This is a genomic window from Pseudomonas sp. (genome assembly GCF_035512415.1).
GTDB lineage: Bacteria > Pseudomonadota > Gammaproteobacteria > Pseudomonadales > Pseudomonadaceae > Aquipseudomonas.
Map to the genome: position 1 here is coordinate 282,986 of NZ_DATKDZ010000013.1, position 16,932 is coordinate 299,917.

The following is a 16,932-nucleotide window of genomic DNA, read 5'->3' on the forward strand; positions in this document are numbered from 1 at the left end:
CAGGCAAAATGTCCGCTAACAGGCCGAAGCGATTGGAAACGCCATGAACGATAAAGACGACGACAAGATCCGCCTGGACAAATGGCTATGGGCGGCGCGTTTCTTCAAGACCCGCGCCCTGGCCAAGGCGGCGATAGAGGGCGGCAAGGTGCATTGCCGCGGCGAGCGCTGCAAGCCGGGAAAGGAACCCCGGGTGGGCGACGAGTATATGATTCGTATCGGCTTCGATGAGCGCAGTGTGGTGGTCCAGGCGCTGTCAGCGGTGCGTCGCGGTGCGCCTGAGGCGCAGGCGTTGTACGCCGAAACGCCGGCAAGCATCGAGCGCCGCGAGCAGGCGGCCGCGCAGCGCAAGGCCGGTGCCCTGGGCATGCAGACCGATGGTCGGCCGAGCAAGAAGCAGCGCCGGCAGTTTCAGCAGTTTCACGGCAATCAGGAATAAGGCGCGGAGGTTGGCTTAGGCAAGCCGCCGCGCAGGCCAGGCTAGCGCCCGCTGATGATGCTTAGGCGGCCCAGCAGTGGCAGCTTGGCGAGCTGGCGGGTCAGTGGCAGGGTGATCTTCTCCAGCCATTCGCTGGCCTTGTAGGCGAACGGGGTAAAGCAGGCCCAGGCCAGGCCCAGCAGGCTGAGGAAGACGCCGCCGACCAGGGCGTCCGAGCCCCAGTGCGCGCCCGCCACTAGGCGCGGCAGCATAAAGATCACGGCCATGGTCCAGACCAGCAGCAAGCGCCAGGTGTGGGCGAAGAAGCTCATAAACATCGCCCAGATCAGCAGCACCGAGGCGTGATCGCCGGGGAAGCTGCGGGTCGCGCTGTCCTTCATGTTCCAGCGCTCTTCCCAGTCCGGGAACAGCTCGGTCAGGCGTGCCGTACCCTCCACCATCAGCGATGGGCTCTGGCGCTGCCAGTCCATCAGCTTGACCAGGTCGGCGAAGCCGACGCGAAACAGCAGCATAACGATCAGCGCAGCGAGAAAGGCGAACAGCGCCTTGCGCACCTGCGGCCCGCTGAAGACAAAGTCAGCCTTGAGCATCACCGCCAGCATCAACAGGCCGACGCCCATGTCCACCGGGCGCATGCTGCCGATGGCCCAGGTCTGCGCCCACAGGCCGGCGCTATGCACTGGCTCGTTGAGCAGGGCAAACAGTTGCAGGTCGAACTGGTCCCAGAGCGCGCGGCTGGGTGTCCACAGCCAGCTGGCCAGCAGCAACAGGGCGACGATATGGCAGGCAACCAAGGGGCGGATGCGCCACTGGTCATTGATAAAAGGTGGGTTCATGCAATGGCATCCTTGTCATCTATATGTGATTAAGGCGGCCGGCATGCTAGGGGCTCGACTGCAAGATTGCAAAGTTTCCCCCTGCCTTTTGTCGCCATATGTGACCGGAGTCGGCGGCGATAGCCTGTGTTGGCTGCGCCGATAGATAAGAGGCGCTTGGTCGGATGGGCATTTGCGCCTAAAATCGCGGGCCGAGTCACATTCAGTGAAGTTGGCATGCCTGATTTTTCCCAACGCTTCTTGTTCGACGACAGCGATATTCGCGGCGAGTTGGTCGGTCTGACCGACAGTTACAGCCATGTGTTGGCCAAACACACCTACCCGCAACCGGTCGCCCAACTGCTGGGTGAGCTGCTGGCCGCCGCCTCGCTGCTGATCGGCACCCTGAAGTTCGAGGGGCTGCTGATTCTCCAGGCGCGCTCCTCCGGTGCCGTGCCGTTGCTGATGGTCGAGTGCTCCAGCGAAGGCGAATTGCGCGGTATCGCCCGTTATCACGCCGAGCAGATCACTGCCGATGCCAACCTGCGCGAGCTGATGCCCGATGGCGTGCTGGCCATGACCGTCGACCCGAAATCCGGGCAGCGCTACCAGGGTATTGTCGATCTGGAAGGGGAAACCCTGGCCGACTGTCTGACCAATTACTTCGCCACCTCCGAGCAGCTGCCCACGCGCTTCTGGCTTAGCGCCGACGGCCAGCGTGCCCGCGGCCTGCTGTTGCAGCAGTTGCCAGCCGACCGCCTGAAGGAAGCCGATGAGCGTGAAGCCAGCTGGCAGCACGCCATGGCCCTGGCCGACACCTTGAAGACCGAGGAATTGCTCGGCCTGGATAACGAAACCCTGCTGCATCGCCTGTATCACCAGGAAGCGCTGCGCCTGTTCGACCCGCGCGCCCTGCAGTTCCGCTGCAGCTGCTCGCGTGAGCGTTCCAGCCGCGCGCTGATCAGCCTCGGCCAGGCCGACGCCGAGGCGCTGGTGCAGGAGCATGGTGGCAGCGTGGAGATCGATTGCCAGTTCTGCAATGAGCGTTATCTCTTCGATGCCGCCGATGTATTGCAACTGTTTCTGGATGGGAGTATCGAAGCTCCATCGGATACGCGCCATTAAGGCTAGTAGCACCCAAACCGTGCCGGAATGATCTGATCAGAGGCTGCACCCGCAGCCGCGTTTTTCTGGCATAATCCGGCGCACTTTTTTCGCTGTAGTAGTGCCTCCACTTCTACTACAAAACGTTCGGAAGACTCGGCCGCTTGGCCGACGGGGACCCACATGACGCAAGCCAACAACGCCGTGCACACAGACATCAGCGCTGCCCAACTGGTCGAAGAAGCCCTTCGCCGCGGTGAAGGCGAGCTGGCCGCCAACGGCTCCCTGGTCGTACGCACAGGCCATCGCACTGGTCGTTCGCCGGCTGACCGTTATATCGTTCAGGAGCCGAGCACCGAGGCAAAAATCGCCTGGGGCGCAATCAACCGTCCGTTCCCGGCCGACAAGTTCGATGCCCTGTGGGACCGCGTACAGGCTTTCTCCGACGCCCAGGACAGCTTCGTTTCCCACGTTCATGTAGGTTCCGCCGAGGCTCACTACCTGCCGGTCAAGATGACCACTGCTACCGCCTGGCAGAACCTGTTCGGCCGCTGCCTGTTTATCGAGCCGGAGCAGTTCAACCCGGCTGGCAAAGACCAGTGGCAAGTGCTTAACGTTGCCAACTTCGAGTGCGTGCCCGAGCGTGACGGCACCAACTCCGACGGCTGCGTGATCCTCAACTTCGCCGCCAAAAAGGTGCTGATCGCGGGCATGCGTTACGCCGGCGAGATGAAGAAAGCCATGTTCAGCGTGCAGAACTTCCTGCTGCCGGACGCCGACGTGCTGCCGATGCACTGCGCCGCCAACATCGGTGAAGAAGGCGACGTGACCCTGTTCTTCGGTCTGTCCGGCACCGGCAAGACCACCCTGTCGGCCGACGAAAGCCGCTACCTGATTGGCGACGATGAACACGGCTGGGGCAAGGGCGTGGTGTTCAACATCGAAGGCGGTTGCTATGCCAAGTGCATCGACCTGTCGGAGAAGAACGAGCCGGTCATCTGGAAAGCCATCCAGTTCGGTGCCGTGCTGGAAAACGTCGTGCTCGACGAAAACCGCGTGCCGGATTACGCCGACGACAGCCTGACCCAGAACAGCCGCGCCGCCTACCCGCTGACCCACGTTGAAAAGCGCAGCGAGAAGAACCTCGGTGGCGAGCCGAACGCGGTGATCTTCCTGACCTGCGACCTGACCGGCGTACTGCCGCCAGTGTCGATCCTCAACGAAGAGCAGGCGGCCTACCACTTCCTCTCCGGCTACACCGCGCTGGTCGGTTCCACCGAAATGGGCAGCGGCAGCGGTATCAAGTCGACCTTCTCCACCTGCTTCGGCGCGCCGTTCTTCCCGCGTCCGGCTGGCGAGTACGCCGAACTGCTGATCAAGCGCATCCAGGGCTTCGGCTCCAAGGTCTACCTGGTCAACACCGGCTGGACCGGTGGTGGCTACGGTGTTGGCAAGCGCTTCAATATTCCGACTACCCGTGGCGTGATCGCAGCTATCCAGAGCGGCGCACTGATCGGCACCGAGACCGAGCAACTGCCGATCATCAACCTGAGCGTGCCGAAGTCGGTACCGGGCGTTGAAACCATCCTGCTCAACCCACGTAACACCTGGGCTGACCAGAACGCCTACGACGAAGCCGCTAAAGGCCTGGCCAAGCTATTTATCGAAAACTTCCAGAAGTTCGATGTGAGCGATGCCATCAAAAACGCCGGTCCTCAGCTCTAAGAACCTGCTTACGATCTGCTGCGCGTCGGCCCTGCGGCGTTAGAAACAGGCTCGGAATGCTCATGTACAACTCGTACACTCCGCTTCCTCGCCTGTTTCTGCCTTGCATGGCTCTAGCTCGCGAGATCGTAAACAGGCTCTAAGCTGTAATCGTCGCGTTGAAAAAACCGCCTTAATCGGCGGTTTTTTTATGCATGGAAATCACCGCGATAACCTGTAGGAGGCGCTTTAGCGGCGAGCTTTTGATATGAGAGGTCTGTCGCGGCTAAAGCCCCTCCCACAATGCTCTGTGATGCAGTAAGAAACGGAAAAGCCGCCCTGAGGCGGCTTTGGGTGCGTATCTGCGAGCAGACCAGGCACATTTTTCGCGTTGCATTGCAATCCAGCTCGGGTGGCCGCTCTGCACGGCCTGGGTATTGCCTATGTGGCTGACTCGGACCGCAGGCCTAACGGGTTGGCAACTCAGGCGATTTCCAGTGCCTTTGCCTTGGGACTGTCGACTTCAGCATGACTGGCTACTGCCAGATAGGTGTCGATATGTCGTTGGCGGCCACTGGCGCTTTCGAATTGGATGGCGGCGTTAGGTCTAGGGTTTGGCACAGCTCACGGCGAACTTGAGTACGACCAAATCGATCACCTTTACAGCCCGGTGTACGCATCAGCCACTCCAGAGTTGACCGGAGTCTTTACTGCGCGCCATCTGACCTGGGTGATAAACGATCTAGTGGGTAACCGGCAAGCTGCCGTTAAAACCGCATGGCTGCATACTCATCTCCTTATATCGCCTGCAATAAATTCAATGTACTCCAGCGCCCTGGGGTCTGTTAGTTGGATTGGCAATAGCCGGGGTGTTGCTAGGAGCCTGTCGGACTTAACACTGTTCTACTGCGGAAAAGCCGGACTCGGCCATTTTTGCTGCTCTTTCTCGTTAAATAGCTAGCTATTCGCGGGGCGGCCCCCCGCCTCGACAGACCAACAAAACTGACTCGGTCCGAATTGTCGGACCACGGACTTTCCCTCGCTACGAACGGTCAAGCCCGACAGGCTCCTAGGAAGCTAACTCTCGATAGGCTGCCGCAGCTCGTGGCGGTAGCACAGCAGGCCCAGCAGGGCCGCGGCATACATCGGTACGCCGAAGGCGGTGATGGCCAGCAGCACTTCCCCGGGTTCCGGCAACACTCGCGCCAACAGAATGGCCCCGCCGAGGTTGCGCACCAGCAGGAGCAGCTGCGGATTGCCGTCTTGCACCCGCTGCCGGCCTAGGCTGGCCGCCAGCAACAGGCTGACCAGCAGGCTGGCGGCTACCAGCAGTTCGGCGTGGGCGACCAGTCGCGGCAGGGTCTGTTGAGCGATCAGGGCAATCAGGCCGATGACCGCCACCCCGGCCATCCGCTCCAGTGGCGCTGCCAGCCTGCGGCCGAGCTCCGGCCGCCAGCGCAGTAGGCCCCGGCCCAGGGCATAGGGCAGGACCTGACCCAGCAGGCCAACCAGAAGGACCTTGCCCAGCAGCGCGATCTGCGCCGCCGGCCCTGCCGCAACGGCCACCAGCAAGAGCATCAGCGGCAGTGCCAGCAGGCTGCTGCCGATCACCAGGCGTGCCGCCTGGTGCGCATCGCCGCCGGCCAGGCGATGCAGGGCCGCGCCCGAGGTACCGAAACCGGCCGCAATGCACAGGGCCAGGCCCAGCAGGTGCGGCGTCGCGAGCCCCAAACCGGCCAGGGCGAGCAAGCCCAGGCCCGGCAACAGGTAGCCCAGCAGCGTGGCGAGGATCCAGCCGCTGGGGCGCGTCAGTGCCGCCGGGGCGTTCAGCGCCAGGCCGAACATCACCAGCCAGGCGCTGCCCAGGGCGAGTAGATCCAGCGCGGTGTTCACGCCAGGCTCTGCAGCGCGGGTGCGTGCGCCTGGCGCAGGTGGGTGAGCACGGCCGGCAACAGGTGTGCGGCGTCGGGGCCGACCCCGCGCAGGGTGGCCGAGGCGAAGTTGCGCTGTTTGGGCAGGCCGACGAAGAACAGCCCCTGCACCTGGCTGGCGCGACCGTTGCGCTGCAGCACCTGGCCCTGTCGACCCTGCACGGGCAAGCCGGCAAGGAAGCCCAGGTTGGGCCGAAAACCGGTGGCGAAGAGCAGCGCATCGACCGGTTCGCGGCTGCCGTCTGCCCAGATCACGGCATCGGGCTCGACCCGCTGGAACAGCGTGCGCTGTCGATAGCGGCCCGCCTGCAGGGCGCGTTTATAGCTGCCGTCGTCCAGCACCGGGGTGCTCTGGTCGCTAAGCCAGCCGGTGCGTTCCAGCCCGCTCCAGTGCAGCCAGGCATGAAAATCGATGCCGAGCAGGCGCTGGGGGAAGAAGCGCACTTTTTCCCGGGTGGCCAGGGTCACCTCGGCCACCGCGGCCAGTTCGTGGGCGATCTGCACCGCCGAGTTGGCCGCGCCAACCACCACCACGCGTTGGCCGGCAAAGGCCTCGGGCGTGCGGTAGGCGCTGCTGTGCAGCAGGGTGCCGGTGAAGTTCGTGAGCCCGGCGCAGTCCGGTATATAGGGCTGGCTGAAGGCCCCGGAAGCCACCACCAGGGCCTCGCAGCGGTAGTCCAGGCCATCCGCGCCGTGCAGCTGGAAGCCCGTGCCCTCACGGCTGACCCCATCGATGCGGCTGTTGTAGCGGATCGGTAGCTGGAAGTGCGCGGCATACTGCTCCAGGTACTCCACCACCTCGTCACGCCGCGGGTAGTGCCCGGGGCTGGCGGGGAAGGGCAGACCCGGCAGCGCGGAATAGGCCGCCGGGGAGAACAGCCTGAGGCTGTCGTAGTAATGCCGCCAATTGCCGCCCGGACGTTCGCCGGCTTCGATGATCAGAAAATCCACGCCCTGGCGCTGCAGGTGCCAGCCCATGGCCAGCCCGGCCTGGCCGGCACCGATGATGATGACTGCATGCTGTCTGGAAGTATTCATATATGCGCACCTATGCACGTGTTTGGATTTAAAAAAATTGCCGGGAGCAATTTTTAACGTCGTGTAGCGCCGACCGCTGGGTGGCCGCCAGGGATGGCGGGCCATGAAAATATGCCTGTGGCCGCGTTGTAGGGCGACCGCTTAACTGGGTGTACTGGGGCAACAGTAGGGGGCGATGGCCTTGCATTGCTGCAGTATGGCTTCCAGGCGGCTGACAATGGCCGGGCCGTCGACCTCGTAAAAGACCTGGCGGCCCTCCTTGGCGGTGCGCAGGATGCCGGCATCCAGCAGGGTCTGCAGGTGGCGTGAGACCACCGAGCGCTCCTGAGGCAGGTCGGCGGCGATCTCGCTGATATCGGCGCGGCCCAGCAGCATCACGCGCTTGAGCACGCCAATCCGCGAGGGTTCGCAGAGGGCCTTGAAGAAGGTGCTGTCGAAGGTGGCGATGGCGGCTTCGACGGCTTGTTGTTTGCGGGGTATTGAGTTGTCCATGACCGGCAATTTATGTGCATATATGTGCACGTGTCAATTGCGATTTACCTTCGTATGATCTTGCATGGCTGACCCAGGTCGGCTGGACTGCCTACAATGGTGGCCTAGGGTCTGTTGCCGTTTCGTCGCGAGCCGCGTTGCTGCGAAAAATCTCGCCAGGCTAGGCGGAGGACGCAGGTAATGGTGTTCCCTTGCCAAGTCCTCCAACACCGCATGGCGAGATTTTGCGCGCAACCCGAAGGGCCGGGCCTGTTTTAGCGCGATACTGCGTTTCTCGACACTCATTTGGAACAACCAAACTTCGTGTCTCGTGCCTTGCCTCGCGCTAAAACAGGCTCCGGCGCGGCCGCGAACGAAACGGCAACAGACCCTAGCGTCTATTCATGCCAAGGAATGCTTATGTACCAGCAGAGTCTCGCCGCGGTGTTCGGCTTTCAGCAATTGCGTCCCGGCCAGCAGCGGGTGGTTGAGGCCGTGTTGGCCGGACGCTCGGCGGCGGCGATCTTTCCCACGGGTTCGGGCAAGTCGCTGTGCTACCAGTTGCCGGCCCTGCACCTGCCGCATCTGACCCTGGTGGTCTCGCCGCTGCTGGCCCTGATGCAGGACCAACTGGCGTTTCTGCATGCCCGCGGCATCAGTGCCGCCAGCATCGATTCGGCGCAGAGTCGCGAGGATGCCAGTGCGGTAATGACCCGGGCCAAATCCGGCGAGCTGAAGATTCTGATGATCTCTGTCGAGCGCCTGAAGAACGAGCGATTTCGCAACTTTATCGCCCAGGTGCCCATTTCCCTGCTGGTGATCGACGAGGCCCACTGTATCTCCGAGTGGGGCCATAACTTCCGTCCGGATTATCTCAAGCTGCCGGACTACCAGCGCCAGTTCCGCATTCCCCAGGTGTTGCTGCTCACCGCTACAGCCACGCCGCCGGTGATTGCCGATATGCAGAAGAAGTTCGCCATCGCCGCCGATGATGTGGTCACCACCGGCTTCTATCGCGCCAACCTCAACCTGCTGGTGGTGCCGGTCGGCGGTACCGGCAAGCAGCGCCGTCTGGAGCAGTGGCTGGGTGACAAGGCTGGGCAGCCGAGCATCGTCTACGTGACCCAGCAGAAAACCGCCGAGCAGGTGGCTGAACGCCTGAGCCAGCGCGGCATCCCCGCCAGCGCCTACCATGCCGGCATGGCCCATGAGGCGCGTGAGGCGATCCAGCGCCAGTTTATGGCGGGGCGGATCAATTGCATCGTCGCCACCATCGCCTTCGGCATGGGCATCGACAAGGCGGATATCCGCAATGTGGTGCACTTCGACCTGCCCAAATCCATCGAAAATTACAGCCAGGAAATCGGCCGCGCCGGCCGTGACGGTCAGCCGTCCGACTGCCTGGTGCTGGCCAACCGCGACAGCCTTAGCCTGCTGGAGAACTTCGTCTACGGCGATACGCCGGAGCTGGACGGCATTCGCTGTGTACTCGATGAGCTGCTGAGTAGCAGCCAGGGCGGCGAATGGGAGCTGATGCTTAACCAGCTGTCCGAGCAGAGTAATATCCGCCAGTTACCGCTGAAAACCCTGCTGGTGCAGCTGGAGCTGCGCGGCATTATCGCCCCGCGTTACGCCTATTTCGCTGAATATCGCTTCAAATACTTGCTGGAACCCGAGGCACTGGTCGCCAAGTTCGACGGCGAGCGGCGGCAGTTTGTCGAGGCGTTGATCAGCACCTCGCAGCGCGCACGCACCTGGTGCACAGTGGATTTTGACCTGCTCTACCAACAGCACCAGGCCGAGCGCAGCCGGGTGATCAAGGCCCTGGATTACTTTCAGGAGAAGGGTTGGGTCGAGCTGGAAAGCAAGCAGATGACCGAGGTCTATGCGCTGCTCGACCCGGGTTTCGATCCGGTCGCCCTGAGCGCCGAGCTGCATGGCTATTTCAGCCAACAGGAAGCCAGCGAAATCCGTCGGATTCACGCCATGCTCGCCCTGTTTGCCAGCGAGCAGTGCCTGAGCCAGCGCCTGGCCGCCTATTTCGGTGACGCCAACGCGCCGCAGCAGTGCGGCCATTGCTCGGTGTGCCAGGGCCAAGTCGCCCATCTGCCCGAGCCGCCGGCCTTGCCGCCGCTGGCGGAGCAGGATGTCCGCAGCCTATGCGAGGGCTTTATGCGCAAATATCAGGAGCTCAAAGGCGGCGAACCCAGCGCCGAATGCCTGACGCGCTTTCTCTGCGGCATCAGCGTGCCGCTGTTTACCAAGCTCAAGGCCCGGCAGCTCAGCGGCTTTGCTGCGTTGGAAGATTACCCCTATGCCGAGGTGCGCAATTGGCTGAAGGGGGCGTAGGGTGGAGATGGCGAAGCCTTGTCCACCACGAGGGCTTGAGCGGCGGACAAGCCTTCGGCATGTCCGCCCTACCAGTGATGCCTACTCGCCGATATCTTCGTTCCACAGCGTCGGCTGGGCGGCGATAAAGCCCTGCATCATATGCAGGCATTCGCTGTTGTGCAGCACGTCGAGCTGCACGCCACGCTCGCGCAGTAGCGCTTCTTCGCCGAGGAAAGTCTGGTTCTCGCCGATGATCACCTTTGGGATGCCATACAGCAGGATCGCACCGCTGCACATGGCGCAGGGTGAGAGGGTGGTGTAGAGCACCGACTCGCGGTAGGTCTGCGCGCTTTGCCGGCCGGCGTTCTCCAGGGCGTCCATTTCGCCATGGCGGATGGCACTGCCCTGTTGCACCCGGCGATTGTGTCCGCGGCCAATAATCTGGCCGTTGTGCACCAATACCGAGCCGATCGGGATGCCGCCTTCGGCCAGGCCCTGGCGGGCTTCGTCGATGGCTGCCTGCATAAATATGTCCATGCTCGCTGCTCCTTGTGCGGTTTGGCTAAGTCTGTCGCGTTATGGCGCGCGGGAGGCCTGGCCTTGTTCCAGGGTCCAGTCCAGCAGTTCGCGAGTCAGCTGGTCGCCGGCCTGGCCGAAGGCGTTGACCACCGCCGCCACCGAGGTGTCGCTGGCCGCCTGGCTGACTTCGAAGCGGCGGCTGGCGAGGATGCGCAGGCTGCCGTTCTGCACCAGACGGGCCTCAAGCAGAATTCGCGCCACCGGGCGACCGTCCAGGTATTCGCTGTGGAAGGCTCGCAGGTCGCCATCCAGTTCCAGGTCGGCGTGCAGGCGGCTTTCATCGCTGCTGATGGCGGCGATTCGGCCGTCATCGATAAATCCGGCGATCAGTCGATCCCGCAGCAACAGCGGGGCGCGGTCGCTCCAGCGCACGCCCTGGTAGGCGCTGATCTGGTCCCCGGGCGGCAGCACGGCGATGCGCGTGCTGTCGAGCAGTTGGTTGCTGTAGGGCCTGTTCACCCGCAAGGCCCAGTCACTGCGCGGGCTGGCGCTCTGTTCGGGCAGGGCGCTGGCCGGCAGGCGGTAGATGCTCAGCTCCTCGCTTTTCGGCAGGATCGAGCAGGCACCGAGCAAGCCGGCCAGGAGCAGAACCGCGAGGGGACGAAGGCGACTCATGGTTGAAACTCCTTGATGCTGTCGCTGCGCAGCAGGTAACCGGCTGGATCTTCCTCCAGGCGGCGGGAAAAGGAGCGCAGGGCGCTAAGGGTTTCGCGTAGTTCGATAATGGTCGGGCCGAGTTCACTGACGCCTTGCATGCCGCCATGGAGGGCGTCGCGGTTGTCGCTCAGCAGGCTCTCGACCGTGGCGCTGCTGCGCTCCAGGGAGGCCAGCATGCGGTTGGCGTTGGCAAAGGCGGCGCGTCCCTCGGTGTTGACCAGCTGGTTGGCATTGCGCATCAGCTCGGCGGCTTCGCGGCTGGCGCTACTGATCTGCTGCAGGGCCTGGCGCAGCTCGTCGCGCTGCTCGGCGACGCTGGCGCTGGTCAGTTCGATGTTTTCCAGGGTGCGCCTAATGCTTTTCACGTTTTTTTGCGAGAACACCTGATTGGCGCGGTTGAGCAGGCGAGTGATGCTGATAATCAGGTCTTCACCGTTGGCCATCAGCCTCGACAGCGGCGAGGGGTCGGCGATGATCTGCGCGCGCTGTCCGTCCTGGCCCCTGAGCAGGGGGCTGTCTGGGGTGCCGCTGTGCAGCTGGATCAGCGCTGCGCCAGTAATGCCGGTGATCGACAGGCGCGCGCGGGTGTCTTCCTTGATCGGGGTGTTGGCACCGACCCGGATATGCGCATGCACCTTGCGTGGGTCTTCCTTGTCCAGGCTCAGGCTGATCACGTCGCCGATCTTGATCCCGCTGTACTGCACGGCACTGCCCTGGGACAGGCCGCTGACAGCCTCCTCGAAGATCACCTCGTAGTCGTTGAACTCGCTTTCTGGATTCGCGGAACTCAGCCACAGGGCAAAGCCCAGGCCGGCAGCAACCATAAGCACGGTAAATAGGCCGATCAGCACGTGATGGGCACGGGGTTCCATTCAGTTTCTCCCTGGCGCGCCGTTGGCGGCCTGTGCGGCTGCGCGTCCACGCGGGCCGTGAAAATAGTCGTGAATCCAGGCGTTGTCGGTGGCTACAACGACTTCCAGGCGATCGGCCACCAGCACGCGCTTCTCGGCCAGTACGGCGATGCGGTCACAGATGGTGTAGAGGGTATCCAGATCATGGGTGACCAGAAACACGCTGAGGCCCAGGGCGTCGCGCAGGGTCAGGATCAACTGGTCGAAGGCCGCCGCGCCTATGGGGTCGAGGCCGGCGGTGGGTTCGTCGAGAAACAGGATGTCCGGGTCCAGGGCCAGGGCGCGTGCCAGGGCCGCGCGTTTGATCATGCCGCCGGACAGTTCGGTGGGGTATTTGTTACCCGCTTCACGGGCCAGGCCAACCAGCGCCAGCTTGACCAGGGCCAGACGCTCGGCGGCGGCACGGCTGAGCCCTGCATGTTCAATCAGCGGCAGGGCGATGTTTTCCGTCACCGTCAGCGAGGAAAACAGCGCGCCGCGCTGGTAGAGCACGCCGAAGCGCCGCTCCAGTTGTGAGCGCTGCGCCGCCCCAAGCTCCAGCAGTTCCTGGCCGAAGATATGCACGTTGCCGGCGTTGGCCCGGCGTAAACCGAGAATACTGCGCAGCAGCACCGACTTGCCGGTACCCGAGCCGCCGACCACCCCCAGCACCTCGCCGCGGTACAGGTCCAGATCCAGATTCTCGTGCACGGTCTGGTTGCCGAAGCGGTTGACCATGCCGCGCACCTGGATGATCGATTCGCCGCTCACCAGCCCATCTCCATCAGAAACAGTGCCGCCAGAGCATCCAGCAGGATCACCACAAAGATCGATTGCACCACACTGGAGGTGGTGTGCTCACCTACCGACTGGGCGCTGCCGGTGACCTTGAAGCCTTCCAGGCAGCCGATCACGGCGATCAGAAAGGCAAATATCGGTGCCTTGGCCATGCCCACCAGAAAGTGTTTGAGGGCGATATTTTCCTGCAGCATGGCCAGGTACATGGTCGGCGAGATATCCAGGCTCAGGGCGCAGACCACCGCACCGCCAAGGATGCCGCTGAGCATGGCGATAAAGGTCAGGATCGGCAGGGCGATCAGCATGGCGAACACCCGCGGCAGCACCAGCAGCTCCAGCGGGTCGAGGCCCAGGGTGCGGATCGCGTCGATCTCCTCGTTGGCCTTCATCGAGCCGATCTGCGCGGTAAAGGCGCTGGCCGTGCGCCCGGCCATCAGGATGGCGGTAAGCAGCACGCCGAATTCGCGCAGAAAGGAGAAGGCCACCAGGTCGACGGTGTAAATGCTCGCGCCGAAGTCGGCGAGGATAGTCGCCCCAAGAAAGGCCACCACCGCGCCCACCAGAAAGGTCAGCAGGGCGACGATGGGCACGGCGTTCAGCCCGCTCTGTTCCAGATGGGCGGCCAGCGAAGTCATGCGCCAGCGCCCAGGGCGCAGCAGGATCTTCAGCATGGTGCTCAGGGTCAGGCCGATAAAGCCCAACAGCGCCACGCACTGGCGATAGAAGTCATCCACCGCCTGGCCAATGTGGCCGAGTACCTCGCGCCAGGCGGCTACCCGCTTGGCCGGCAGTAGCTGGCCCGACTCGGCGATGGCGCTGCCCACGGCCTGCAACAGGGCGCGGCGTTCGGCGGCCAGCCCCGGCGCATTGGCGGCCAGTTCGGCCAGGCGCTGGCTGCCGAGCAGCTCCACCAGCAGCGCTGCGCCGGCGGTATCCAGCGCGCCCAGGGCCTGCAGGTCGATCTCGGCCTCGCGCTCGAGGCTGCCGCTCAGGGCAAGCACCTCGGTCTCCAGGCGAGCGTAATGGGCCAGCGTCCAATCCCCGCCGATACGCAGGCCAGAAGGCGCGTCCGTGCGGCTGGAATCGAGCGGCGAGATATAGGGGGCTGTACTCATGCTGGCAGCTTAACCTCCCCGGGCGCGCGCGCCCAGCGTGCCGTGCTGCGGGCCACTTATGAGGGGGAATGCCGCCTGCGCTTCCAGGCAGTTGGAGGTCGAGTCCAGAACAGTGGGTATGAGGCTAGCCGCCTAGGCTTGCGCGGTGCCATTTCACTCATCTTTCGGAGTCACCATGGGTCCTATTACCGTACTGCGCGACACCCAGCCGCTGCCCCTGCTCGATGCCTGCAAGTGGACCCGGCTTGCCGGCGAGCCGCATACCGTCAACCTCAATGCCTACACCTCGGAAGACGGCAGCAAGATCATGGGCACCTGGATCTGCACCCCGGGCAAATGGCAGGTGGTCTATGAGAAGTGGGAGTACTGCCACTTCCAGGAGGGTTACTGCATTATCACGCCCGAGGGCCAGGAGCCGATTCACCTCCGGGCCGGCGATATCTTTATCGTCGAGCCGGGGATGAAGGGCACCTGGGAAGTGGTCGAAACCGTGCGTAAGTACTTCGTTTTTGCCTGAGTCCGCCTGGGCTTATGGATTGAAGGTGCGCGCATCCTTGGCCCAGCTGTCCAGCACTGGCTTGATATCTTCCAGGCGCAGCTGGGTGCTGTCGTTTTCCAGTTGCAGGCCATGGCCCTTGCGCACCACCCGTGCCATGGGCTGGCTGTTGCGGCCATCTATGGCTTCCAGTTCGATATAGATCTCGCTGTTCAGGTCGCGGGTGCCGGCTGCGGTACTGGCCGCCGCTGCTACCAGGGCGATGGGCACCACTTCGTAGACCTTGAGACCCTCTGCCGAGAGACTCACGGCACTGATTGCCGAGCGCAGCACCAGGCTGTCCTGATCCGCCTGGTTGACGATGCGCAGGCGTCCGGCCAGTTCGCGTTGCATGGCCTGCTGCAGGTAGGCGGCGATGGCGTCCAGGGTCTGTTGGCTGACCTGGGCGCTGGGTTGCGGCGCGGGGTAGAACAGCGGCTTCTCCACCACGACCGAACGGTAGCGCTGCAGGTCCAGTTCCGGTGAAATCCAGCGCATCACTGGCGCACCGCTGGCCGATTGCGCCGGTTGCAGCTGCGAGTAATCGCCGAGAAAGCCCGAGTATTGATTGGGTTTGGTGGTGCTGCTGGCGCATCCACCGAGCAGCAATGCTGCGGACAGACCAATGGCAAGGGGACGTAGAAACATATAGGCACTTTCCTGCGCAGGGGAGGTCAGTTGACTGTAGACCAGCCCGCTGCAAGGCGAGGGCTTTCTATAAAGGGCCTCAACAGCTCTGCCGTGACCGGCACCGTTATGGTGCGAGGGGCTTGCCTCGGCAGGAAGCTTGGGTTAAATCTTGTTTCCCGTTTCGGCTAAGGGATGTTCTCGCGAAAGGATCTCACCAATGGCCAATAAACTCGTGATCGCCGCTGCATCGCTGTTGTTGCTCTGCTACACCGCCACCTGGTTTGCTGCACCTCCGCAACTTTAATCTCGCCCGGCAAGGATGGCCGCTCATGACTTTTAAAGAACAACAATTGACCGAGCTGCTGACGCTGACATCGCGCAGCATCACCCACCTGACGGCTTCACTGACCTCACTGTCATTCGACCTGCTGCGTAGCCACGAGCCGGATGTGCGCAATGCCGGGGCGAAGATGATCACCCGGATGGAAGCGGTGAGTAAGGAACTGGATCAACAGTGGCAGCTGATCAGCGAATTGACCGGGGTACAGATACCCGAGCGGGTCGATGGGGTCGAAGAAGTGCAGCTGCAGTCGGTTAAATAGCCGCTAGCGCTCCTGGCGCTCGCTGCCTGTCCGGCTGCGGGGCGCTTTGCTGCGGCAAAGTTCAGCGAGCAGTTATGCGCAGACAACAAAAAACCCGCCGTGGCGGGTTTTTTACCTGACCATTCCAACATCCTGTTGGCAACCATCCTGGCTATGATCGATCGTCCTTGATCCTGAGTGCTTCCTTGCGACTCAGTGGATGTGTGTAGATTAGGCGCGCAGGGCCTGGGAGAACAGGGCGAAACGACGCCAGTCCGTGTAGGACATTCGCTATAGCGACTCAGTCGCGGCAAAACACCAGGGCCTTCAGGGCGCTGTCTGGCTGGCTGTCGGGGAATTCCGGCGGGTTCTGCAGGCGTTCGCTAAAGCGCAGGCTTGGCGCTTCGCTGGTCATGGCCTGGATCAGGTAATCCGGGCCGATTTCCGGATCATTGCTACAGGCCAGCACCACGCCGTCCGCGCTCAAGAGTTCGGGCAGGCGGCGCAGAACCTTGGGGTAATCCTTGCTCAGCACAAAGCTGCCGCGCTGGAAGGACGGCGGGTCGATGATGATCAGGTCATAGGGGCCGTACTTGGCCACCTTGCCCCAGGACTTGAACAGATCGTGGCCGAGAAACACTACCTGGCTCAGGTCGTGCTGGTTCAGCCGGTGATTATCGCGACCACGGCTGAGCGCGGCCCGGGCCATATCCAGATTGACCACCTGACGCGCGCCACCCGCCAGCGCCGCCACGGAAAAGCCGCAGGTGTAGGCAAACAGATTGAGCACGCGCTTGCCCGCCGCCTGCGCCTGCACCCATTGGCGGCCATAGCGCATGTCGAGAAACAGCCCGCTGTTCTGCTTTTTGCCTAGGTCGAGTCGGTAGTGCAGGCCGTGCTCGCAAATATCCCAGTGCTCCACGGGCTCGCCGAGCAGCCATTGCGTGGGGCTTTCCGGCAGGTAGCGCTGCTGCAGCAACAGACTGTGCGCGCCGCTTTGCTGCCAGGCGGCAGATTGGCCGATATCGAGCAGCATCTGCTGCAGCGCGGTCAGTTCGGCGTCGCTCACCGGCTTGAATAGCGCCACCAGCAGCACGCCTTGCAGCCAATCCACGGTGACCTGTTCCAGCCCCGGCCAGCAGCGTCCGCGGCCGTGAAACAGGCGGCGGGTTTCACTCGGCGCGCTATTCAGAGCAGTGAGCAGGTGTTGCTGCAGGGTGATAAGGGCGTCTGGGGTCATGGGCTTCGGTCGATTTGGCGAGGCGGCGATTTTAACAGGCAGCCGCCTGGAATCGTCTGCGTCGATCATTGTTA

17 protein-coding genes are annotated in these 16,932 nt (G+C 63.0%); 6 read left to right on the plus strand and 11 right to left on the minus strand.

What is annotated here, in order from left to right:
* Nucleotides 1–43: 43 nt before the first annotated feature.
* Entirely contained in the window at nucleotides 44–439 is a 396-nt protein-coding gene (locus tag VMP31_RS06855) for an RNA-binding S4 domain-containing protein (protein WP_325505396.1), read from the plus strand.
* A gap of 41 nt (nucleotides 440–480) precedes the next feature.
* Here VMP31_RS06855 and VMP31_RS06860 read toward each other — a convergent pair whose 3' ends face one another.
* Nucleotides 481–1,275, minus strand: a complete 795-nt coding sequence (locus VMP31_RS06860; RefSeq protein ID WP_325505398.1) for a phosphatase PAP2 family protein — start codon at nucleotides 1,273–1,275, stop codon at nucleotides 481–483.
* Nucleotides 1,276–1,491: 216 nt separating this feature from the next.
* Between VMP31_RS06860 and hslO the strand changes: the two genes are divergently transcribed.
* Together hslO and VMP31_RS06870 are read left to right on the plus strand one after the other, a co-directional pair.
* Entirely contained in the window at nucleotides 1,492–2,379 is an 888-nt protein-coding gene (hslO, locus tag VMP31_RS06865) for an Hsp33 family molecular chaperone HslO (RefSeq protein ID WP_325505399.1), read from the plus strand.
* A 162-nt stretch (nucleotides 2,380–2,541) separates the two neighbouring features.
* The gene (locus tag VMP31_RS06870; RefSeq protein WP_325505401.1) at nucleotides 2,542–4,083 is read left to right on the plus strand and encodes a phosphoenolpyruvate carboxykinase; all 1,542 of its coding nucleotides are present in this window, start codon (nucleotides 2,542–2,544) and stop codon (nucleotides 4,081–4,083) included.
* Nucleotides 4,084–5,139: 1,056 nt separating this feature from the next.
* Here the strand turns inward: VMP31_RS06870 and VMP31_RS06875 are convergent.
* From VMP31_RS06875 to VMP31_RS06885, 3 genes are all read right to left on the minus strand, one after another.
* Complete coding sequence (locus VMP31_RS06875) at nucleotides 5,140–5,955, minus strand: hypothetical protein (protein ID WP_325505403.1); 816 nt, start codon at nucleotides 5,953–5,955, stop codon at nucleotides 5,140–5,142.
* On the minus strand, nucleotides 5,952–7,031 hold the full coding sequence (locus VMP31_RS06880) for a flavin-containing monooxygenase (protein WP_325505405.1): 1,080 nt from the start codon (nucleotides 7,029–7,031) through the stop codon (nucleotides 5,952–5,954). Before VMP31_RS06880 ends, VMP31_RS06875 begins: the two co-directional genes overlap by 4 nt.
* Nucleotides 7,032–7,172: 141 nt before the next feature.
* Nucleotides 7,173–7,523: a metalloregulator ArsR/SmtB family transcription factor gene (locus tag VMP31_RS06885; RefSeq protein WP_325505407.1), complete on the minus strand. Its 351-nt coding sequence runs from the start codon at nucleotides 7,521–7,523 to the stop codon at nucleotides 7,173–7,175.
* A 399-nt stretch (nucleotides 7,524–7,922) separates the two neighbouring features.
* Between VMP31_RS06885 and VMP31_RS06890 the strand changes: the two genes are divergently transcribed.
* Complete coding sequence (locus tag VMP31_RS06890; protein WP_325505409.1) at nucleotides 7,923–9,851, plus strand: RecQ family ATP-dependent DNA helicase; 1,929 nt, start codon at nucleotides 7,923–7,925, stop codon at nucleotides 9,849–9,851.
* A gap of 81 nt (nucleotides 9,852–9,932) precedes the next feature.
* Here the strand turns inward: VMP31_RS06890 and VMP31_RS06895 are convergent, their stop codons facing one another.
* Genes VMP31_RS06895 through VMP31_RS06915 form a run of 5 tightly spaced genes read right to left on the minus strand, consistent with a single transcriptional unit; the run spans nucleotide 9,933 to nucleotide 13,872 of the window.
* Nucleotides 9,933–10,370: a nucleoside deaminase gene (locus VMP31_RS06895; protein WP_325505411.1), complete on the minus strand. Its 438-nt coding sequence runs from the start codon at nucleotides 10,368–10,370 to the stop codon at nucleotides 9,933–9,935.
* Nucleotides 10,371–10,409: 39 nt separating this feature from the next.
* The gene (locus tag VMP31_RS06900; protein ID WP_325505413.1) at nucleotides 10,410–11,027 is read right to left on the minus strand and encodes an ABC-type transport auxiliary lipoprotein family protein; all 618 of its coding nucleotides are present in this window, start codon (nucleotides 11,025–11,027) and stop codon (nucleotides 10,410–10,412) included.
* Nucleotides 11,024–11,941 (minus strand): MlaD family protein, encoded by a 918-nt coding sequence (locus VMP31_RS06905; RefSeq protein WP_325505415.1) that lies wholly within the window; start codon nucleotides 11,939–11,941, stop codon nucleotides 11,024–11,026. The genes VMP31_RS06900 and VMP31_RS06905 overlap by 4 nt, the downstream gene beginning before the upstream one ends.
* Nucleotides 11,942–12,697 carry an ABC transporter ATP-binding protein gene (locus VMP31_RS06910; RefSeq protein WP_325506114.1) on the minus strand — a complete coding sequence of 252 codons (756 nt, stop codon included), beginning with the start codon at nucleotides 12,695–12,697 and terminating at the stop codon, nucleotides 11,942–11,944. It abuts the gene before it with no gap.
* Nucleotides 12,698–12,726: 29 nt separating this feature from the next.
* A complete protein-coding gene (locus VMP31_RS06915; protein ID WP_325505417.1) occupies nucleotides 12,727–13,872 on the minus strand; it encodes an ABC transporter permease in 1,146 nt (381 codons plus the stop codon).
* A gap of 175 nt (nucleotides 13,873–14,047) precedes the next feature.
* On the opposite strand from VMP31_RS06915, the gene VMP31_RS06920 reads away from it, so the two are divergent.
* Nucleotides 14,048–14,389: a cupin domain-containing protein gene (locus tag VMP31_RS06920; protein ID WP_325505419.1), complete on the plus strand. Its 342-nt coding sequence runs from the start codon at nucleotides 14,048–14,050 to the stop codon at nucleotides 14,387–14,389.
* 12 nt (nucleotides 14,390–14,401) lie between these two features.
* Here VMP31_RS06920 and VMP31_RS06925 read toward each other — a convergent pair whose 3' ends face one another.
* Nucleotides 14,402–15,055, minus strand: a complete 654-nt coding sequence (locus VMP31_RS06925) for a DUF3313 domain-containing protein (RefSeq protein ID WP_325505421.1) — start codon at nucleotides 15,053–15,055, stop codon at nucleotides 14,402–14,404.
* 311 nt (nucleotides 15,056–15,366) lie between these two features.
* Between VMP31_RS06925 and VMP31_RS06930 the strand changes: the two genes are divergently transcribed.
* Nucleotides 15,367–15,639, plus strand: coding sequence for a hypothetical protein (locus VMP31_RS06930; RefSeq protein WP_325505423.1), 273 nt, complete (start codon nucleotides 15,367–15,369; stop codon nucleotides 15,637–15,639).
* Between the two features lie 280 nt (nucleotides 15,640–15,919).
* Here VMP31_RS06930 and VMP31_RS06935 read toward each other — a convergent pair whose 3' ends face one another.
* Nucleotides 15,920–16,858 (minus strand): class I SAM-dependent methyltransferase, encoded by a 939-nt coding sequence (locus VMP31_RS06935; protein ID WP_325505425.1) that lies wholly within the window; start codon nucleotides 16,856–16,858, stop codon nucleotides 15,920–15,922.
* Between the last annotated feature and the right edge of the window lie 74 nt (nucleotides 16,859–16,932).